Origin of the sequence: Lentisalinibacter orientalis (assembly GCF_040706535.1) — a bacterium.
GTDB classification, from domain to species: Bacteria; Pseudomonadota; Gammaproteobacteria; order Steroidobacterales; family Woeseiaceae; genus Lentisalinibacter; species Lentisalinibacter orientalis.
Genome location: NZ_JAPDRJ010000001.1, coordinates 1,821,506 through 1,836,788, shown reverse-complemented (window position 1 = coordinate 1,836,788; position 15,283 = coordinate 1,821,506). Strand labels below are relative to the sequence as shown.

Genomic DNA, 15,283 nt, shown 5'->3' with positions numbered 1-15,283 from the left:
ACCCTGCCGACGGACCCTCGCTACGGACCCTCGCTACGGACCCTCGCTACGGACCCTCGCTACGGACGATATCGACATGGATGGCGCCCAGGTCAGAGAACTCCTGCGCCCCGGAGCGTTCCCGCACCCGGTCGGGGACCTGCGGCTGATCGAAACCCACATCTCCTGGGTGATCCTGACCGGGGATTACGCCTACAAGATCAAGAAGCCGGTGGAGATGGGCTTCCTCGACTTCTCCAGCCTGGAATCCCGTGGGCATTTCTGCCGCGAGGAGCTGCGCCTGAACCGCCGCCTGGCCCCGGAGCTCTACCTGGACGTGGCCGAGATCACCGCAGACGATGGCGGGGCGGCGATCGGCGGCGCCGGCGAGGTGATCGATTACGCCGTGCGCATGCGCCAGTTCGACCAGCGGCGCCTGGCCAGCCGCATGGCCGCCGAGGGCCGGCTCACGCCGGCTCGCTGCCGCGACATCGGGCGTACCATCGCCGGGTTCCACAACGCTCTGGAGCCCGTCCGCCCGGACGCGCCGGACGGCCCGGGCACGCCGGCCGCCATCTTCGCCGCCGCCCGGCAGAACTTCCGCCAGATCGACGACGCCCTGCCGCCGGAGGCGGACCGGCGGGTGCTGCGGGAGCTCGAGGAAGCGGCGCTTGCGGACTTCGACCGCATCCAGCCACTCATGCAGCAACGCCTGGCCGACGGCTTCGTGCGCGAATGCCACGGCGATCTGCACCTGGACAACATCGTGCTGACCGAAGACCGCGTGCTCGCCTTCGACTGCATCGAATTCAACCCGGACTTCCGCCTCATCGACATCCAGTGCGAGATCGGCTTCGTGGTCATGGACCTCGACAGCCGGGAGCTGCCCGGCCTGGCCAACCGGGCGCTGAACACCTGGCTCGAGTACACCGGCGACTACGCCGGCCTCGCCCTGCACGCCTTCTATGACGTCTACCTGGCCATGGTGCGGGCCAAGATCAGCCTCTACTCGGCGCTGGCCGCCGCCGACGGGGAGCCCGACCTGGCAACCTACCGGCGCTACCTCGCGCTGGCCGCGGCGGGCCGGCGGCGCTTGCCCGGCTTCCTGTGCCTGATGATGGGCGTCTCCGGCAGCGGCAAGTCGACGGTCGCAGAGGCGCTGGCGGCGCGGTTCTCGGCCATCCGCCTGCGCTCCGACGTGGAGCGCAAGCGGCTGTTCGGACTGGCGCCGGACGCCGACAGCGCCGCGGAAGGCCTGGAGGACGAACTCTACCGGGCCGGGACCAGCGACCGGGTATTCGAGCGGCTGGCCGGACTGGCCGACAATCTGCTGTGCGCCGGACTGCCGGTGGTGGTGGACGCGACCTTCATCGAGCAGCAGCGCCGGGAGCCTTTCCGGCAGCTCGCCGCGCGGCACGGTCTGCCGCTGCTGATCGTCCACTGCACGGCGGACGAAGCCGAGCTGGAGCGCCGCCTCACCGCGCGCAGCCGGGAAAGCCGGGAGGCCTCCGAGGCCGGCGTCGCCGTCATGCGCGGCCAGCTCGGCGCCCTGGAGCCGCCGACGGCGGAGGAGATGGACCACGTGCTGGTCGTCGACACACAGTCGCCGGATCACGAACAGCGCCTGGCCAGCGCGGTCGAACGGCGCATCACGAGGCGCAGGGAACGCTAGACTAGGCGGCATGGATCAGGAAACGAATCAGCAGCGGCAGCCACCCGGACGCAGGGCGGTGGTCATCGGGGCCAGCGGCTATATCGGCACGAACCTCGTGCCGCGCCTGCACGCGGAGGGCTGGAGCGTGCGCGCCACCTCCCGCAACACGGACGTGCTGGCCGCGCGCGGCTGGCACGGCGTCGAACTGATGGCCGCGGACGTGCTCGACCCGGAATCGCTGCGCCGTGCCGTCGAGGGCGCGGACGTGGTGTTCTATCTGGTGCACCTGATGGCGGCCGGCGGCGATTTCGCCGAACTGGAGCGGCGCGGCGCGCACAACATGGTCGCCGCAGCCGACGCGGCGGGCGTCGAACGCATCGTCTATCTCGGCGGGCTCGCGCCGGAGAAGCCGAAGTCCCGGCACCTGCAGGCGCGGCTGGATACGGGCGAGATCCTGCGCACCGCCGCCTGCCGGGTGGTGGAGATCCGCGCGCCCATGATCGTGGGGCCGGGCTCGGCCGCCTGGGAGGTGATGCGCGACCTGGTCAATCACCTGCCGGTGATGGTGACGCCGCGCTGGGTGGCCTCCCGCTCGACCCCCATCGCGCTGGAGAACCTGCTGACCTATCTCATCGGCGTGGCCGAGGCGGAAGTGGACCACCACCCGGTCTTCGAGGTGGGCGGCCCGGAGATCTGCACCTACGAGGAGATGATGCGCACCTATGCGGACATCCGTGGCAAGCGCATACGCATCGTCACGCTGCCGGTGCTGACCACCCGGCTTTCCAGCTACTGGCTGCGGCTCATCACCGCGGTCCCCACGAAGATCGCAGCGGCGCTGATCGAGGGGCTGTCCCACGACTACATTGCCGAAGACGCGGCCATCCGCGAGCTCATCCCCCAGCGCCTGCTCACTTTCCGCGAAGCCGCGGAGGCGGCGCTGGAGGCCGAGCAGACCCACACGGTGGAAGGCCGCTGGGTGGAGGGCTCGCTCGCCTGCCGGGAGTGGAATCCGGATTACGCCTATTACGCCAAGCGCGCCACGGGCGTCGCCGACTCCACGGCCCAGGTGGAAACCCTGTGGCGGCAGGTACTGCTGATCGGGCGGCGCGGCGACTTCTTCTACGCCAACTGGCTGTGGTGGCTCCGGCGTCTGCTGGACTGGATGGTGGGCGGCACGTCGATGCGCCGGCGGCGGCGGCATCCCACCCAGCTCAGAGTGGGCGACGTGTTCGACGGCTGGCGCGTGATCGGCCTGATCCCTCGGGAGCGCCTGACGCTGCTGATGGAGATGCGCGCCCCCGGCGGCGGCGTGCTGGAATTCGAGATCGGGGCCACGGAGACCGGCAGCCGAGTGCGGATGACCGCCTACTGGCACCCGGCCGGCGTATGGGGCCTCATGTACTGGTACGCCCTGTTGCCCGCCCACCTGTTCCTGTTCCGCGGCACCACGCGGGAGTTGGCGCGCCGGGCCGAGGCAGCCGAGCAGCGGGCCCGCCTGCGCACCGGCTGAGGTGCCGGAACCTACGTATTGACCCTCGCGGGTCGTATCGGGATAAACGGCGCGAGGGAGGCTCTTCATTTGAAATCGACCACACTGACAGGCGGGGTCCGCGACCCCGGGCGCGAAGCCCGTTCCCAGCTGCGCTACGAGATCGCCAGCGGCGCCACCGGTCTCGCCCTGGCGCTGTTCATGTTCGGCCACATGACGTTCGAGGCCTCGATCCTGTTCGGCACCGTCGCCTATGACGAGATAGCCACCCTGCTCGAGGAGTTCTGGATCGCACAGCCGACGGTCATCGGCGTCATCGTGCTGTTCCTCGTCCACGCCGTCATGGCCAGCCGCAAGATCCCGGCCCAGCTCGCCGAGCGCAAGCGCATGATGACGCTGGCGAAAGGGCTGCGCGAGTCCGGCGCCGTGGGCGGCGAGGCCTTCCGCCCGCACGTCGAATCCATGCTGTGGATCTGGCAGGTGCGCACCGGGATGATCATCCTGGTGCTCGGCAGCTTCCACCTGGTGCTGGTGGTGATGGACGTCTTCACGCCGCTGTACGGCGAGATTCGCGGCATCGAGGCCGCCGTGTCCATGGAGCGCGTCCGCGCGGGCCTGTGGGTGCTGTACGCCGCGCTGGTGCTGGCCGTCACCTTCCACCTCGCCGTCGGGCTGTACCGGCTGTTCGTGAAGTGGGGCGCCGACCGCTGGCTGAGCCGGCGCACGCTCTACCGTCTGGAACAGCTGATCTTCTGGGGCGTGCTGGTCGTCGGCGTCGTCACCATCGCCGTGCTCGCGGGGGTCATCGACCCGCCGTTCGCATTCCTGCTGGAAGGCTCATGAGCGCCGGGCGCATCGTCACCACCGATGTACTGGTGATCGGCGGCGGCCTGGCCGGCGAGCGGGCCGCCATCGAGGCCGCCGCGGCCGGCCAGGAGGTCACGGTGCTCTCCCTCGTTCCTCCCCGGCGCAGTCACAGCTGCGCCGCCCAGGGCGGCATGCAGGCGGCGCTCGGCAACTGCGTCAAGGCCGAAGGCGACAACCCGGACTGGCACTTCCTGGACACCGTACGGGGCTCCGACTGGGGTGCCGACCAGGAGGTGGCGCGCATCTTCGCCGAGGAGGCGCCGGTGGCGGTGCGCGAGCTCGCCCACTTCGGCGTGCCCTGGACCCGCGTGCGGCCGGGCCGCAATACCTATTTCATCAAGGGCGAACGGGTGGAGATCGACGAGCCCGCCGAGAAGGCCGGGCTGATCATGCACCGGGACTTCGGCGGCACCGCCAAGTGGCGCGCCTGCTATGCCGCGGCCGGCACCGGCCACGCCGTGCTCTACGCCGTGGACAGCGAGGTGGTGCGCCTCGGCATCACCGTGCGCGACCGCATGGAGGCCGTCGCCCTGCTCCACGACGGCGACCGCTGCTGGGGCGCGGTGGCACGCTGCCTGCGCACCGGCCGCCACCTTTCCTTCCTGGCCAAGGCCACGGTCATCGCCACCGGCGGCTTCGGCCGGGTCTACGGCCAGCACACCACCAACGCCACCATCAACGAGGGCACCGGCGCCGCCATCGCGCTGGCCACGGGCCGGGTTCCTCTCGGCAACATGGAGGCCATCCAGTTCCATCCCACGGGCCTCGCGCCGAGCGGCATCCTGATCACCGAGGGCTGCCGCGGCGACGGCGGCTACCTGCTGGACAGGGACGGCGAGCGCTTCATGGTGGAGGCGGAGCCGGAGAAGCAGGAGCTGGCCAGCCGCGACGTCGTCTCCCGCCACATGATGCAGCGGATGCGCGACGGCAAGGGCGTGGACACGCCCTACGGCCAGCACCTGTGGCTGGATCTGCGCCACCTCGGGGAGAAGCACCTGCGCACGAAGCTGCGCGAGGTGTGGGACATCTGCCGGGACTTCGTCGGCGTGAACCCGGCCGAGGAGCTGATCCCCGTCAAGCCGACCCAGCACTACTCCATGGGTGGCATCCGTACCAACAAGGACGGCGAAGCCTACGGCATGCGCGGGCTGTTCGCCGCCGGCGAGGCGGCCTGCTGGGACATGCACGGATTCAATCGGCTGGGCGGCAACAGCCTGGCCGAGACCATCGTCGCCGGGCGCATCGTCGGCCGCCGCGTCGCCGAGTTCGCAGCAGCGGAATCCCTGGACGCGAACACCCGGCTCGCCCTCGACGGCGTGGCGGCGGCCGAGGCCACGGCCCGTAACTGGCTGGAGCGCAGCGGCGACGGCCCGGGCGTGTTCGAACTCCGCGACGCGATGGGCGAGACGATGATGCACAAGGTCGGCATATTCCGTAACGGCGGCGAGCTCGAAGAGGCCGTGGCCACGTTCCGCCGGCTGCTGGACGACTGCCGCCGCGCCGTCCTGCGCACGAAGACGCCGGGCATGAACCCGGAGCTCACCTTCGCGCTGAAGCTGGAGGGCATGCTGCGGCTGTGCCTGATCGCCGCCGAGGGCGCGCTGGCACGCACCGAGAGCCGGGGCGCCCACTACCGCACCGACTATCCCCGCCGCAACGACGCCGACTGGCTGAACCGCACGCTGGCGCGCTGGCCCGAAGGCGCGAGCGAGCCCGGGCTGTCCTACGAGCCAGTCGGACTCATCGACCTGCCCCCGGGTCACCGCGGTTACGGCAGCGACGACCGCGTGGCGATGAGCGAATCCGTCGAGGCCTACAACGACAGCGTGGCCGCCACACAGGCCGCCGAGGGGCGCCTGCCCACTCGCGAGGAGCCGGGCAGCCGCATGAACTGGGGCCACTGGAAGCAGACCGGAGTGAGCGCATGAGCGAGCAGGTCGAACAAGCCGTCTCCGCACGAAATGTCACGAGGGGCCGGCGACTTACCTTCGAGATCTTCCGCTACAACCCGGAAGACCCCGCCTCCGAGCCGCACATGGACACCTTCCGGCTGGAGGAGGCCCCGTACATGTCGCTGTTCCTCGCGCTGAACGAAATACGCGAGAAACAGGACCCTAGCCTGCAGTTCGACTTCGTCTGCCGCTCCGCCGTGTGCGGCTCCTGCGCCATGATGGTCAACGGCCGCCCGGCGCTGGGCTGCCGTACGCTGACCCGGGACCTGCCGGACACCATCCGCCTCTATCCGCTACCCGTCTTCAAGCTGGTGGGCGACCTCTCGGTGGATACCGGCACCTGGTTCCGCCAGATGGCCGAGCGGGTGGAGAGCTGGGTGCACGAGCGCCTGCCCTTCGACGAGAACGCCGTCGAGGAACGCATGGACGACGATGTGGCCCAGGCCATCTACGAGGCGGACCGCTGCATCGAGTGCGGCTGCTGCATCGCCGCCTGCGGCGTCGCCAACGTCAACAGCGACTTCGCGGGACCCGCCGGCCTGAACCGGGTGGCCCGCTTCATGCTGGACCCGCGGGACACCCGCGAGGATGCGGACTGGTTCGAGGTGGTCGCCAACGAGGACGGTGTGTTCGGCTGCCTCGGGCTGATGGCCTGCCAGGACATCTGCCCCAAGGAGCTCTCCCTGCTGGAGGTCTACAGCTTCCTGCGGAGGAAGATGCTGGGGGCGGGGCTGGCGAAAAGCTAGCGTAGGGTCACGCCCGGCGCGGCCCGTCGGCGATGGACATCAGCGCCCGCAGTACGTCCCTGCGGCTGATCTGGCCCACCAGCCGGGTATCGTCCATCACCGGGAAGCGGCGCAGGCGGGATTCCTGGAAGCGCCGCGCCAGGTCGATGATGCTCATGTCCGCAGGCACCGTGATGACGTCTCTGGTCATGAACTCGCTGACGCGGCCGCCCCACTGACCGTGGTAGCTGGAGTCCAGCGCCACCTTCATGCAGTCGAATTCCGACAGCATGCCGACCATGTTGCCGTGATGGTCCACCACCGGCGCGCCGGCGATGCGCGCCTCCACCAGCCTGGCCAGGGCGTCCATCACGTCCATGTCCGGCTTCAGGGTGACCAGATTGGCGGCCATCCAGTCCTTTACCAGTACCGATCTCAAAGGCATCTTCATCTCCCCCTCTCGCCGCCCGTCAGGCGCCGGCTTCGTTCTTCTTGCGCCGGCATTTACCCCGGTTGGAGCAGAGCTCGCAGCGGCCGCCGCTGTTCAGCCCGCCGCAGCTGCCGCTGATCGGCTTGCGGCCGGCCATCACGCCGACCGCCATCGCGAGCATCGCGACCAGGATCACCAGGAAGCTCACGACCGTTACCAGTACCGTCGACATCACATTACCTCTCTCTCGGCGAAGGCGGACGTCCACCGGGCCATCACGCCGTCGCCGCTGCGCACGACGAAATACGCCGCGATATCCGTCCGTTCGGCCAGCTCGCCGCCGGCCTTCGGTCCCAGCACCAGCAGGGCCGTGGCCAGCGCGTCGGCCAGGGCCGCGCTCTCGTCCAGCACCGTCACGGATACCAGATCATGTGATACAGGCCAGCCGGTGCGTGGGTCAATAGTATGGGAATAGCGCTCTCCTTCATATTCGAAGAAGTTGCGGTAGTCCCCCGAAGTTGCAATAGCCGTGTCGGTAACGTTGAGCACCCGGTGCACTTCCCGGCCCGCCGCCAGCGGGTCTTCCACGGCCACGGTCCAGCGCTCGCCGCGCCGGTTGTGGCCGGCCACGCGCAGCTCGCCGCCCACCTCGATCAGGTAATTGACGACCGCCGCCTGCTCCAACACCGCCGCGACCCGGTCCACGGCGTGCCCCTTGGCGATGCCGGAGAGGTCGACGGCGAGATCGGCGCCGGTCTTGCGCAGGGCCGGCGGCGCCTCCCGGCTCTCCAGCGCCGCGTAGCCCACCCGCGCCAGAGCGGCCGCGATCTCGGCTTCCGCCGGCGGGGTCACCCGCACCGGATCGGGACCGAAGCCCCAGAGGTCCACCACCGGCCCGACGGTCACGTCGAAGGCGCCGCCGCTCATGCGGGCCACCGCTTGAGCCATCGCGACCAGTGCCGCGGTGTCTTCCGAGACCGGGAACCACTCGCCCGGCGGCGCGGCATTGAACAGCGACACCTCGGAGTCGTCCCGCCAGGTGGACATGCGCCGGTTGACGTCCTCCAGCGCAAGCTGGATGCGCCGGGTGATCTCGTCGATGGCCATACCTTGCGGCGGCTCGACGATGCGCACGCTGTAGGTGGTGCCCATGGTGGCGCCGCTGATGCGCGCCTCGGGCATGCCCTCGTCCCGGCCGCAGCCGGGCAGCGCCAGCGCCACCAGCAGGAGCGGCAGCAGTGCGAAGCGCTGTAGCCTCGCGGCCACCGGCTCAGCCGCCGAAATCGTCGAGCATGATGTTCTCGCGCTCGACTCCGAGGTCCTCCAGCATCTTGATCACGGCCGCGTTCATCATGGGCGGGCCGCACAGGTAGTACTCGCAGTCCTCGGGGGCGGGATGGTCCTTCAGGTAGCGCTCGTAGAGCACCTCGTGGATGAAGCCGGTGGGACCTTCCCACTCGTCCTCGGGCAGCGGGTCGGACAGCGCCACGTGCCAGTCGAAGTTGTCGTTCTCCGCGGCCAGGCGATCGAAGTCCTCCACGTAGAACATCTCCCGTTTGCTGCGTGCGCCGTACCAGAAGGTCATCTTGCGGTCGGTATGGATGCGTTCCAGCTGATCGAAGATGTGGGCGCGCATGGGCGCCATGCCCGCGCCGCCGCCGACGAAGACCATCTCCGCCTTCGTGTCCCTGGCGAAGAAATCGCCGAACGGCCCGGAAATGGTCACCGGGTCGCCGGGCTTCAGCGAGAAGATCCAGGAGGATACGATACCCGGCGGGATGTCCTTGTCGGCCCCCGGCGGCGGTGTCGCGATGCGCACATTCAGCATCACGATGCCCTTCTCCAGAGGGAAGTTGGCCATGGAGTAGGCCCGCTCCACCTTCTCCTTCGTGTGCGACTCGTAGCGCCAGAGGTCGTAGCGGTCCCAGTCCTCGCGGAAGCGCTCCTCCACCTCGAAGTCGCTGAACTTCACGTCGTGGGGCGGGCACTCGATCTGGATGTAACCGCCGGCCCGGAAGTCGAGTTCCTCGTCTTCGGGCAGGGCGAGTTTCAGCTCCTTGATGAAGGTGGCCACGTTGTGATTCGAGATCACCTTGCAGTCGAGCTTGCGCACGCCGAACACCTCGTCCGGCACGCGCACTTCCATGTCCTGTTTCACCGTGACCTGGCAGGACAGGCGGCAGTTCTCGTCCATCTCCCGGCGGGACAGGATCGAGGCCTCGGTGGGCAGCACCGCGCCGCCGCCGGAGAGCACCTGCATTTTGCACTGACCGCAGGTGCCTTTGCCGCCGCAGGCCGAGGCGATGAACAGGCCGGAGTCGGCCAGCCCGCCGAGGAGCTTCACGCCCACCGGCATCTCCAGGTGGCGCTCGCCGTTCACCAGGACGTCCACCTCGCCCGTGGCGACGAGCTTGCGCCGGGCGAGCAGGATGACCGTGACCAGTACCAGGATGATGGCCGTGAACAGGGCCACCCCCAATGAGATCTGCAGTGTCGCGCTGGAGGCCGCCATCAGAGCTGTATCCCGGAGAAGCCCATGAAACCGAGCGACATCAGCCCGGTGATGATGAAGGTGATGCCGAGGCCCTGCAGCCCGTCGGGCACGTCGCTGTACTTCAGCTTCTCCCGGATGCCGGCCAGGGCCACGATGGCGAGCGCCCAGCCCACGCCGCTGCCGAAGCCGTACACGGCCGATTCGGAGAAGGTGTAGTCGCGCTCCACCATGAACAGCGTGCCGCCGAGGATGGCGCAGTTCACCGTGATCAGCGGCAGGAAGATGCCGAGAGCGTTGTAGAGGGCCGGCACGTAGCGATCGAGCGCCATCTCCAGGATCTGCACCAGCGCGGCGATCACGCCGATGTAGCTGACCAGCCCCAGGAAGGACAGGTCGACCTCGGGCAGGCCGGCCCAGGCGAGCGCCCCCTCGGCCAGGAAGACGTTGTAGATCAGGTTGTTCACCGGCACCGTGATGCTCTGCACCGCGACCACCGCCAGGCCGAGGCCGAGTGCCGTCTCTATCTTCTTCGACACGGCCAGGAACGTGCACATGCCGAGGAAAAAGGCGAGCGCCAGATTCTCGACGAAAATCGCTTTGACGAGGAGATTGAGATGGGCTTCCATCACATCACCTCCGTCCGGTGCACTTCATGAATCTGGAATTCCGGCTCCTCCTTCTGCTCCGGCTTCCAGCTGCGGATGGCCCAGATCAGCATGCCGATGATGAAGAACGCGCTCGGCGGCAGCAGCATCATGCCGTTGCGCTCGTACCAGCCGCCTTCGCTGATCAGCGGCAGTATCTGGACGCCGAGCAGCGTGCCGGCGCCGAACAGCTCGCGCACCACGGCCACCGCGATCAGGATGATGCTGTAGCCGAGCCCGTTGCCGAGGCCGTCCAGGAAACTCATGCCGACGCCGTTCTTCATGGCGAACGCCTCGGCACGGCCCAGCACGATGCAGTTGGTGATGATCAGCCCGACGAATACCGACAGCTGGCGGCTGGCGTCGAAGGCGAATGCCCGCAGCGCCTCGTCCACCATGATCACCAGCGAGGCGATGATGGTCATCTGCACGATGATGCGGATGTTCGACGGGATCCGGTTGCGGATCAGGCTCACGCCGGCGTTGGCGAAAGCGGCGACGCTGGTCAGCGCAAGACACATCAGCAGCGTCGGCGCCAGGGAGGTGGTGACGGCGAGCGCCGAGCAGATGCCGAGCACCTGCAGCGTGATCGGGTTGTTGTCGACCAGCGGATCCAGGATGACTTTCTTCGCTTCTCCGTTCATGACTGCTCCACGCTGCGTCTCCAGACCTTCTCCAGGTAGGGCCGGTAGGCGTCATCACTCATCCAGTAATGCAGCAGGTTGGTGACGCCACGGGAAGTCAGCGTCGACCCCGAGATGCCGTCCACCTGGAATATGGCGGCGCCGCCCCTCGCGGTGGCGCCCGTCCAGCCGGCGGCGGCGCCCACCGTGCCCTTGGCGACACGAATGCGGATGTCGCCCTCCTCGTCATAGATGCGTTTGCCGGGCCAGTTGGCGAGCCATTGCTCGTTGTCCACCTCGCCGCCGAGCCCCGGCGTCTCGGCGTGCTTGTAGAACTTCAGGGCCTGCACCGTGCTGCCGTCGGGGCCGAGGGCGATGAAGCCGTACATGGTGGACCACAGCCCCATGCCGTAGACCGGCAGGATCACGGTTTCCACTCCGCCCGCCTCGTCGCGCAGGATGTAGACCTCCGCGTACTTGGCGCGGCGGCCGATGCCGGCGATGTCTTTCCCGGCCGGGATATCGACGGACATCGCAGGGTCGCTGGCCGCCTCGATCATGTCGTACTCGGCCGGATCGATCTCGTCATGGTATTCGCCGGTGGCCAGATCCACGATGTGGGTCTCGACCATCCCGAAGCGCTCCTCGACGTCGATGCCCGGCTCCAGCAGGCCCGCCACCAGCAGTACGTTCTTCTTCATGTTCAGCGCTTCGTTGCGCTCCTGCATCGGTTTCAGGATCACCGCCGTGGCGGAGACCAGCACCGAGCAGACCAGAGACAGGCTCACCGCGACGATGAGCACGTTCTTGATGCTCTCGCGGTTGAACCCCTTGCGGGCGCCGCGGCCGGCGTCCTGGGCCTTGCGCTCCTCAGACACTGCGTTTCAACCTCCGCTTGATGTTGGCCTGCACCACGAAATAGTCGATGACAGGCGCGAAAATGTTGCCGAACAGGATGGCCAGCATGATCCCTTCCGGATAGGCCGGGTTGACCACCCGGATCAGCGCCGTCAGCACGCCGATGAGGATGGCGTAGATCCAGCGCCCGGTATCGGTCTGCGCTGCACTCACCGGATCCGTTGCCATGAACACGGCGCCGAACAGGAAGCCGCCCGTGACCAGGTGCCAGTGCCAGGGCATGGCGAGCATCGGATTCGAGCTCGCATCCATCTGGTTGAACAGCAGCACCGGCACGATGAGGCCGATGATGCAGCCGACGATGATCCGCCAGGAGGCGATGCCGGTGTAGATCAGGATCGCCGCGCCGACCAGGCAGGCCAGTGCCGAGGTCTCGCCGATGGAGCCCTGGATGGAGCCGACGAAGGCCTGGCTCCAGGTGATGCCTGCCTCGGCGATGCCGGCCATGCCGTCGATGGCGGCGAGACCCAGCGCCGTCGCCCCGGTGAAGCCTTCCGCCGCGGTCCACACGGCGTCGCCGGACATCTGCACCGGGTAGGCGAAGTACAGGAACGCGCGGCCGGTGAGCGCCGGGTTCAGGAAGTTCTTGCCGGTGCCGCCGAAAACCTCCTTGCCGATCACCACGCCGAAGCTGATGCCGAGCGCGGCCTGCCACAACGGGGTGGTGGGCGCGAGGATCAGCGCATACAGCAGCGAGGTGACCAGGAAACCCTCGTTGATCTCGTGGTTGCGGATGCCGGCGAACAGCACCTCCCAGAGGCCGCCCACGAGCACGGTGACCACGTACAGGGGCACGAAGAACGCCGCGCCGTACATGAAGTTGTCGTAGAAGCTCGCCGGGTCGTAGCCCGCGCCGAGCAGCGCCAGTACGGTGCCGCGCCAGCCGTCCAGTCCCTGCACGCCGAGGTCCGCCATGGCCGTGTTGGCCTGCAGCCCCAGGTTCCACATGCCCACCAGCGCGCAGGGCGTCACGGCGAACACCACCATGATCATCACCCGCTTCAGGTCCAGCGCGTCGCGCACGTGCGGCGCACTGCGGGTGACGTCCGACGGGGTATAGAGCAGCGTGTCCACCATCTCGTAGAGGGCGTAGTACTTCTCGTAACGCCCGCCCTTGGCAAACAGGGGGTGCAGCCGGTCCAGGAATCGCCGCAATGGTTTCATCAGCCGTTCTTCTCGATGTCGGTCAGGTTCTCGCGCAACGCGGGGCCGTAGTCATACTTGCCGGAGCAGACGAACGAGAGCAGTGCCACGTCGTCCTCGTCCAGCTCCAGGCAGCCGAGTTTGCGCGCGGTCTCGGTGTCGCCCACCACCAGCGCCTTCAGCAGCGGCGCCGGCAGGATGTCCAGCGGCATCACCTTCTCGAAATTGCCGATGGGCACCATGGCCCGCGGGCTGCCGTTCTGCGAGGTGGTCAGGCGGAAACCCGCCTTCTGCAGCACGGGACCGGCGTAGGCGCGGACGCCCGAGAACTTCTTCGTGCCCGGCAGCGCCCAGCCGAGGAATTCCCGCTCACGGCCCTCCGGCAGCGCGGTCAGCTGGTTGTGATAGCGGCCCATCCACGCAGCCCAGTCGCTGGCGCGCCGGCCGCTCAGCACGGAGCCGGAGATCACCCGCGTATCGGTGTCGTCGTCCAGCTCGCCGGCGATGAGATCCTCGGTGCTGGCGCCCACGCGGGTGCGCAGCAGCCGCGGCCGCCGCACCATGGGGCCGGCGATGGAGACGATCCGCTCGGTGGGCAGGCGACCGGTTGCGAACAGCCGGGCCACGGCAATCACGTCCTGGGAGCCGATGGTCCAGACGGTCTTGTTCTCGCTGACCGGGTCCAGGAAGTGGATGTGGGTGCCCGGCAGTCCGGCGGGATGGGGTCCGGAGAACTCGGCATGCACGAAGGGCTTCTCGCCCGGTACCGCGATGCGGGAATCCGGTCCGGTGCAGACGTAGACCGGGCCGTCGGTCAGCTTCGCCACCAGGCGCAGGCCCGCGGCGAACTCGTCGGCGGCGTCCGCGACGATCACCTCGGCATCCGGCGCCAGCGGATGCGTGTCCGTGGCCTTGACGAAGATGGCGTGCGGCCGCGAACCCGGCGCCGGCACCCTGCTGTAGGGACGCGTGCGGAAGGCGGGCCAGAGACCGGCGGCCAGCAGCTTCTCCTCCACGGCCTCGCCGTCGAGGGCCTCGCGGTCGCCGGCCGCGACGCTGCCGAAATCCACCGCCTCGTCGCCGTCCAGGTCGATCACCACCGACTGCAGCACCCGGCGCATGCCCCGGTTGACGTCCCGCACGACGCCGGCTCCCGGCGCCGTGTAGGTCACGCCCGGCGTCTGCTTGTCGCTGAACAGCGGATCGCCGAGCCGCACCCGGTCGCCGGGCTTGACCGCCATGCGCGGTTTCAGGCCGATGTAGTCGAGCCCGAGCAGCGCGACGCTGCCGACGGGCCGCGCAGACTCGATCACCTGCTCAGGCTTGCCGGCCAGCGGGATGTCGAGGCCCTTGCGTATCCGGAATGAGAGACGTTCTGTCACGGGATCATGACCACCAGATTGTGAACAGGACACAGGCGGTCGCCCACAGGCAACCGATCGTATGACTCGCGAGCGTAAACTCGATGGCACCCAGCACGCCGGCCGGATCGGAGCCGGAACGGCGCACCGCGCCGGCCACCCGCAGCGAGAGCGCCAGCAGCACGAAGGGCACCGCGGGCGCCAGCAGCGGCAGGTGGCCCGCCACCGTGAGCCACAGCGTCGAGGCTGCCGCGATCAGGTGCAGACCGACGTAGATGCCCGCCGTCGCCGTGCGGCCGAAGCGCACCGGCAGGGTGGCCTTGCCCACGGCGGCATCGGCATCGAGATCCGGCACCTCGTTGATGAGCACGATCGCCGCCACCCAGGCGCTGACCGGCAGGGCAAAGACGATCAGGGGGAGATCCACCACCCCCGTCTGCAGCCAGGCGGCGCCGCTCACCGGCAGCACGCCGAATGCGATGCCGATCGCCAGCTCCCCGAGGCCCAGCGAGGACAGCCGCACCGGCCCGAGGGAATAGACGACGCCGAGGGCGACGCCCGCGAGACCGAACCACAGCACGCCGATGCCCCGCAGCCAGATCAGCGCGAGGCCGATCAGCGCCGCGATCGCCAGCAGCTGGATGCCCCAGCGGGCCATCTCGCCCGTGGACATGATCTGGTTCTGGATGAAGCGCGAGCCGCCCGTATAAGGGTAGATCCGGCTGGTATTGCGCCGGTCGCTGCCGCCGGTCTCGTCGCCGACGTCGTTCAGCACGTTGCCGGCGCCGTGCACCAGCATGGTCGCGACGAGGGCGAGCAGGGCCACCAGGACGTCGATGCCGCCCGCCTGCACGGCGCCCCAGGCCGTGCCCGCGAGCACGGGCAGGACGGACGCCGGGAAGAACTTCGGACGGGTCGCGTGGAACAGGCGTTTTAGCCGGCTGTCGCCGAAATCGCCGGCGCGCGGCTCCATGACAGCCGTCTTGTCCGCGCTCATCTCC

The 15,283-nt window shown here is 68.6% G+C and carries 15 protein-coding genes; 5 read left to right on the top strand and 10 right to left on the bottom strand.

Going from position 1 to position 15,283, the window contains the following annotated elements:
- Positions 1-76: 76 nt before the first annotated feature.
- From ACJMK0_RS08115 to ACJMK0_RS08095, 5 genes are all read left to right on the top strand, one after another.
- A complete protein-coding gene (locus ACJMK0_RS08115; protein ID WP_405237224.1) occupies positions 77-1,651 on the top strand; it encodes a bifunctional aminoglycoside phosphotransferase/ATP-binding protein in 1,575 nt (524 codons plus the stop codon).
- A 10-nt stretch (positions 1,652-1,661) separates the two neighbouring features.
- Entirely contained in the window at positions 1,662-3,146 is a 1,485-nt protein-coding gene (locus tag ACJMK0_RS08110) for a DUF2867 domain-containing protein (RefSeq protein WP_405237222.1), read from the top strand.
- 69 nt (positions 3,147-3,215) lie between these two features.
- Complete coding sequence (locus ACJMK0_RS08105) at positions 3,216-3,968, top strand: hypothetical protein (protein ID WP_405237220.1); 753 nt, start codon at positions 3,216-3,218, stop codon at positions 3,966-3,968.
- The gene (locus ACJMK0_RS08100; RefSeq protein WP_405237218.1) at positions 3,965-5,920 is read left to right on the top strand and encodes a fumarate reductase flavoprotein subunit; all 1,956 of its coding nucleotides are present in this window, start codon (positions 3,965-3,967) and stop codon (positions 5,918-5,920) included. The genes ACJMK0_RS08105 and ACJMK0_RS08100 overlap by 4 nt, the downstream gene beginning before the upstream one ends.
- Complete coding sequence (locus tag ACJMK0_RS08095; RefSeq protein ID WP_405237216.1) at positions 5,917-6,690, top strand: fumarate reductase iron-sulfur subunit; 774 nt, start codon at positions 5,917-5,919, stop codon at positions 6,688-6,690. The genes ACJMK0_RS08100 and ACJMK0_RS08095 overlap by 4 nt, the downstream gene beginning before the upstream one ends.
- Before the next feature lie 7 nt (positions 6,691-6,697).
- On the opposite strand, the gene ACJMK0_RS08090 is transcribed toward ACJMK0_RS08095, so the two are convergent.
- Genes ACJMK0_RS08090 through menA form a run of 10 tightly spaced genes read right to left on the bottom strand, consistent with a single transcriptional unit; the run spans position 6,698 to position 15,279 of the window.
- On the bottom strand, positions 6,698-7,114 hold the full coding sequence (locus ACJMK0_RS08090) for a CBS domain-containing protein (RefSeq protein WP_405237214.1): 417 nt from the start codon (positions 7,112-7,114) through the stop codon (positions 6,698-6,700).
- 25 nt (positions 7,115-7,139) lie between these two features.
- Positions 7,140-7,331: an ApbE family protein gene (locus ACJMK0_RS08085; RefSeq protein ID WP_405237212.1), complete on the bottom strand. Its 192-nt coding sequence runs from the start codon at positions 7,329-7,331 to the stop codon at positions 7,140-7,142.
- Positions 7,331-8,365, bottom strand: coding sequence for an FAD:protein FMN transferase (locus ACJMK0_RS08080; protein ID WP_405237210.1), 1,035 nt, complete (start codon positions 8,363-8,365; stop codon positions 7,331-7,333). Before ACJMK0_RS08080 ends, ACJMK0_RS08085 begins: the two co-directional genes overlap by 1 nt.
- A 4-nt stretch (positions 8,366-8,369) precedes the next feature.
- On the bottom strand, positions 8,370-9,611 hold the full coding sequence (nqrF, locus tag ACJMK0_RS08075; RefSeq protein WP_405237208.1) for an NADH:ubiquinone reductase (Na(+)-transporting) subunit F: 1,242 nt from the start codon (positions 9,609-9,611) through the stop codon (positions 8,370-8,372).
- The gene (gene nqrE, locus ACJMK0_RS08070; protein WP_405237206.1) at positions 9,611-10,219 is read right to left on the bottom strand and encodes an NADH:ubiquinone reductase (Na(+)-transporting) subunit E; all 609 of its coding nucleotides are present in this window, start codon (positions 10,217-10,219) and stop codon (positions 9,611-9,613) included. Before nqrE ends, nqrF begins: the two co-directional genes overlap by 1 nt.
- The gene (locus ACJMK0_RS08065; RefSeq protein ID WP_405227968.1) at positions 10,219-10,881 is read right to left on the bottom strand and encodes an NADH:ubiquinone reductase (Na(+)-transporting) subunit D; all 663 of its coding nucleotides are present in this window, start codon (positions 10,879-10,881) and stop codon (positions 10,219-10,221) included. Before ACJMK0_RS08065 ends, nqrE begins: the two co-directional genes overlap by 1 nt.
- Positions 10,878-11,738 (bottom strand): Na(+)-translocating NADH-quinone reductase subunit C, encoded by an 861-nt coding sequence (locus ACJMK0_RS08060; RefSeq protein ID WP_405237204.1) that lies wholly within the window; start codon positions 11,736-11,738, stop codon positions 10,878-10,880. The genes ACJMK0_RS08065 and ACJMK0_RS08060 overlap by 4 nt, the downstream gene beginning before the upstream one ends.
- Positions 11,731-12,942 (bottom strand): NADH:ubiquinone reductase (Na(+)-transporting) subunit B, encoded by a 1,212-nt coding sequence (locus ACJMK0_RS08055; RefSeq protein WP_405237202.1) that lies wholly within the window; start codon positions 12,940-12,942, stop codon positions 11,731-11,733. Before ACJMK0_RS08055 ends, ACJMK0_RS08060 begins: the two co-directional genes overlap by 8 nt.
- The gene (locus ACJMK0_RS08050; RefSeq protein WP_405237200.1) at positions 12,942-14,303 is read right to left on the bottom strand and encodes a Na(+)-translocating NADH-quinone reductase subunit A; all 1,362 of its coding nucleotides are present in this window, start codon (positions 14,301-14,303) and stop codon (positions 12,942-12,944) included. The genes ACJMK0_RS08055 and ACJMK0_RS08050 overlap by 1 nt, the downstream gene beginning before the upstream one ends.
- 4 nt (positions 14,304-14,307) lie before the next feature.
- Positions 14,308-15,279 carry a 1,4-dihydroxy-2-naphthoate octaprenyltransferase gene (gene menA, locus ACJMK0_RS08045; protein ID WP_405237198.1) on the bottom strand — a complete coding sequence of 324 codons (972 nt, stop codon included), beginning with the start codon at positions 15,277-15,279 and terminating at the stop codon, positions 14,308-14,310.
- Between the last annotated feature and the right edge of the window lie 4 nt (positions 15,280-15,283).

Excerpts from the sequence above, each read along its gene's own strand:
- ACJMK0_RS08085 (WP_405237212.1), bottom strand. The coding sequence starts at position 7,331 with ATGTCGACGGTACTGGTAACGGTCGTGAGCTTCCTGGTGATCCTGGTC.
- ACJMK0_RS08090 (WP_405237214.1), bottom strand. The coding sequence starts at position 7,114 with ATGCCTTTGAGATCGGTACTGGTAAAGGACTGGATGGCCGCCAATCTG.
- ACJMK0_RS08100 (WP_405237218.1), top strand. The coding sequence starts at position 3,965 with ATGAGCGCCGGGCGCATCGTCACCACCGATGTACTGGTGATCGGCGGC.
- ACJMK0_RS08110 (WP_405237222.1), top strand. The coding sequence starts at position 1,662 with ATGGATCAGGAAACGAATCAGCAGCGGCAGCCACCCGGACGCAGGGCG.
- nqrE (WP_405237206.1), bottom strand. The coding sequence starts at position 10,219 with ATGGAAGCCCATCTCAATCTCCTCGTCAAAGCGATTTTCGTCGAGAAT.
- ACJMK0_RS08115 (WP_405237224.1), top strand. The coding sequence starts at position 77 with ATGGATGGCGCCCAGGTCAGAGAACTCCTGCGCCCCGGAGCGTTCCCG.
- ACJMK0_RS08095 (WP_405237216.1), top strand. The coding sequence starts at position 5,917 with ATGAGCGAGCAGGTCGAACAAGCCGTCTCCGCACGAAATGTCACGAGG.
- nqrF (WP_405237208.1), bottom strand. The coding sequence starts at position 9,611 with ATGGCGGCCTCCAGCGCGACACTGCAGATCTCATTGGGGGTGGCCCTG.
- ACJMK0_RS08055 (WP_405237202.1), bottom strand. The coding sequence starts at position 12,942 with ATGAAACCATTGCGGCGATTCCTGGACCGGCTGCACCCCCTGTTTGCC.
- ACJMK0_RS08065 (WP_405227968.1), bottom strand. The coding sequence starts at position 10,881 with ATGAACGGAGAAGCGAAGAAAGTCATCCTGGATCCGCTGGTCGACAAC.
- menA (WP_405237198.1), bottom strand. The coding sequence starts at position 15,279 with ATGAGCGCGGACAAGACGGCTGTCATGGAGCCGCGCGCCGGCGATTTC.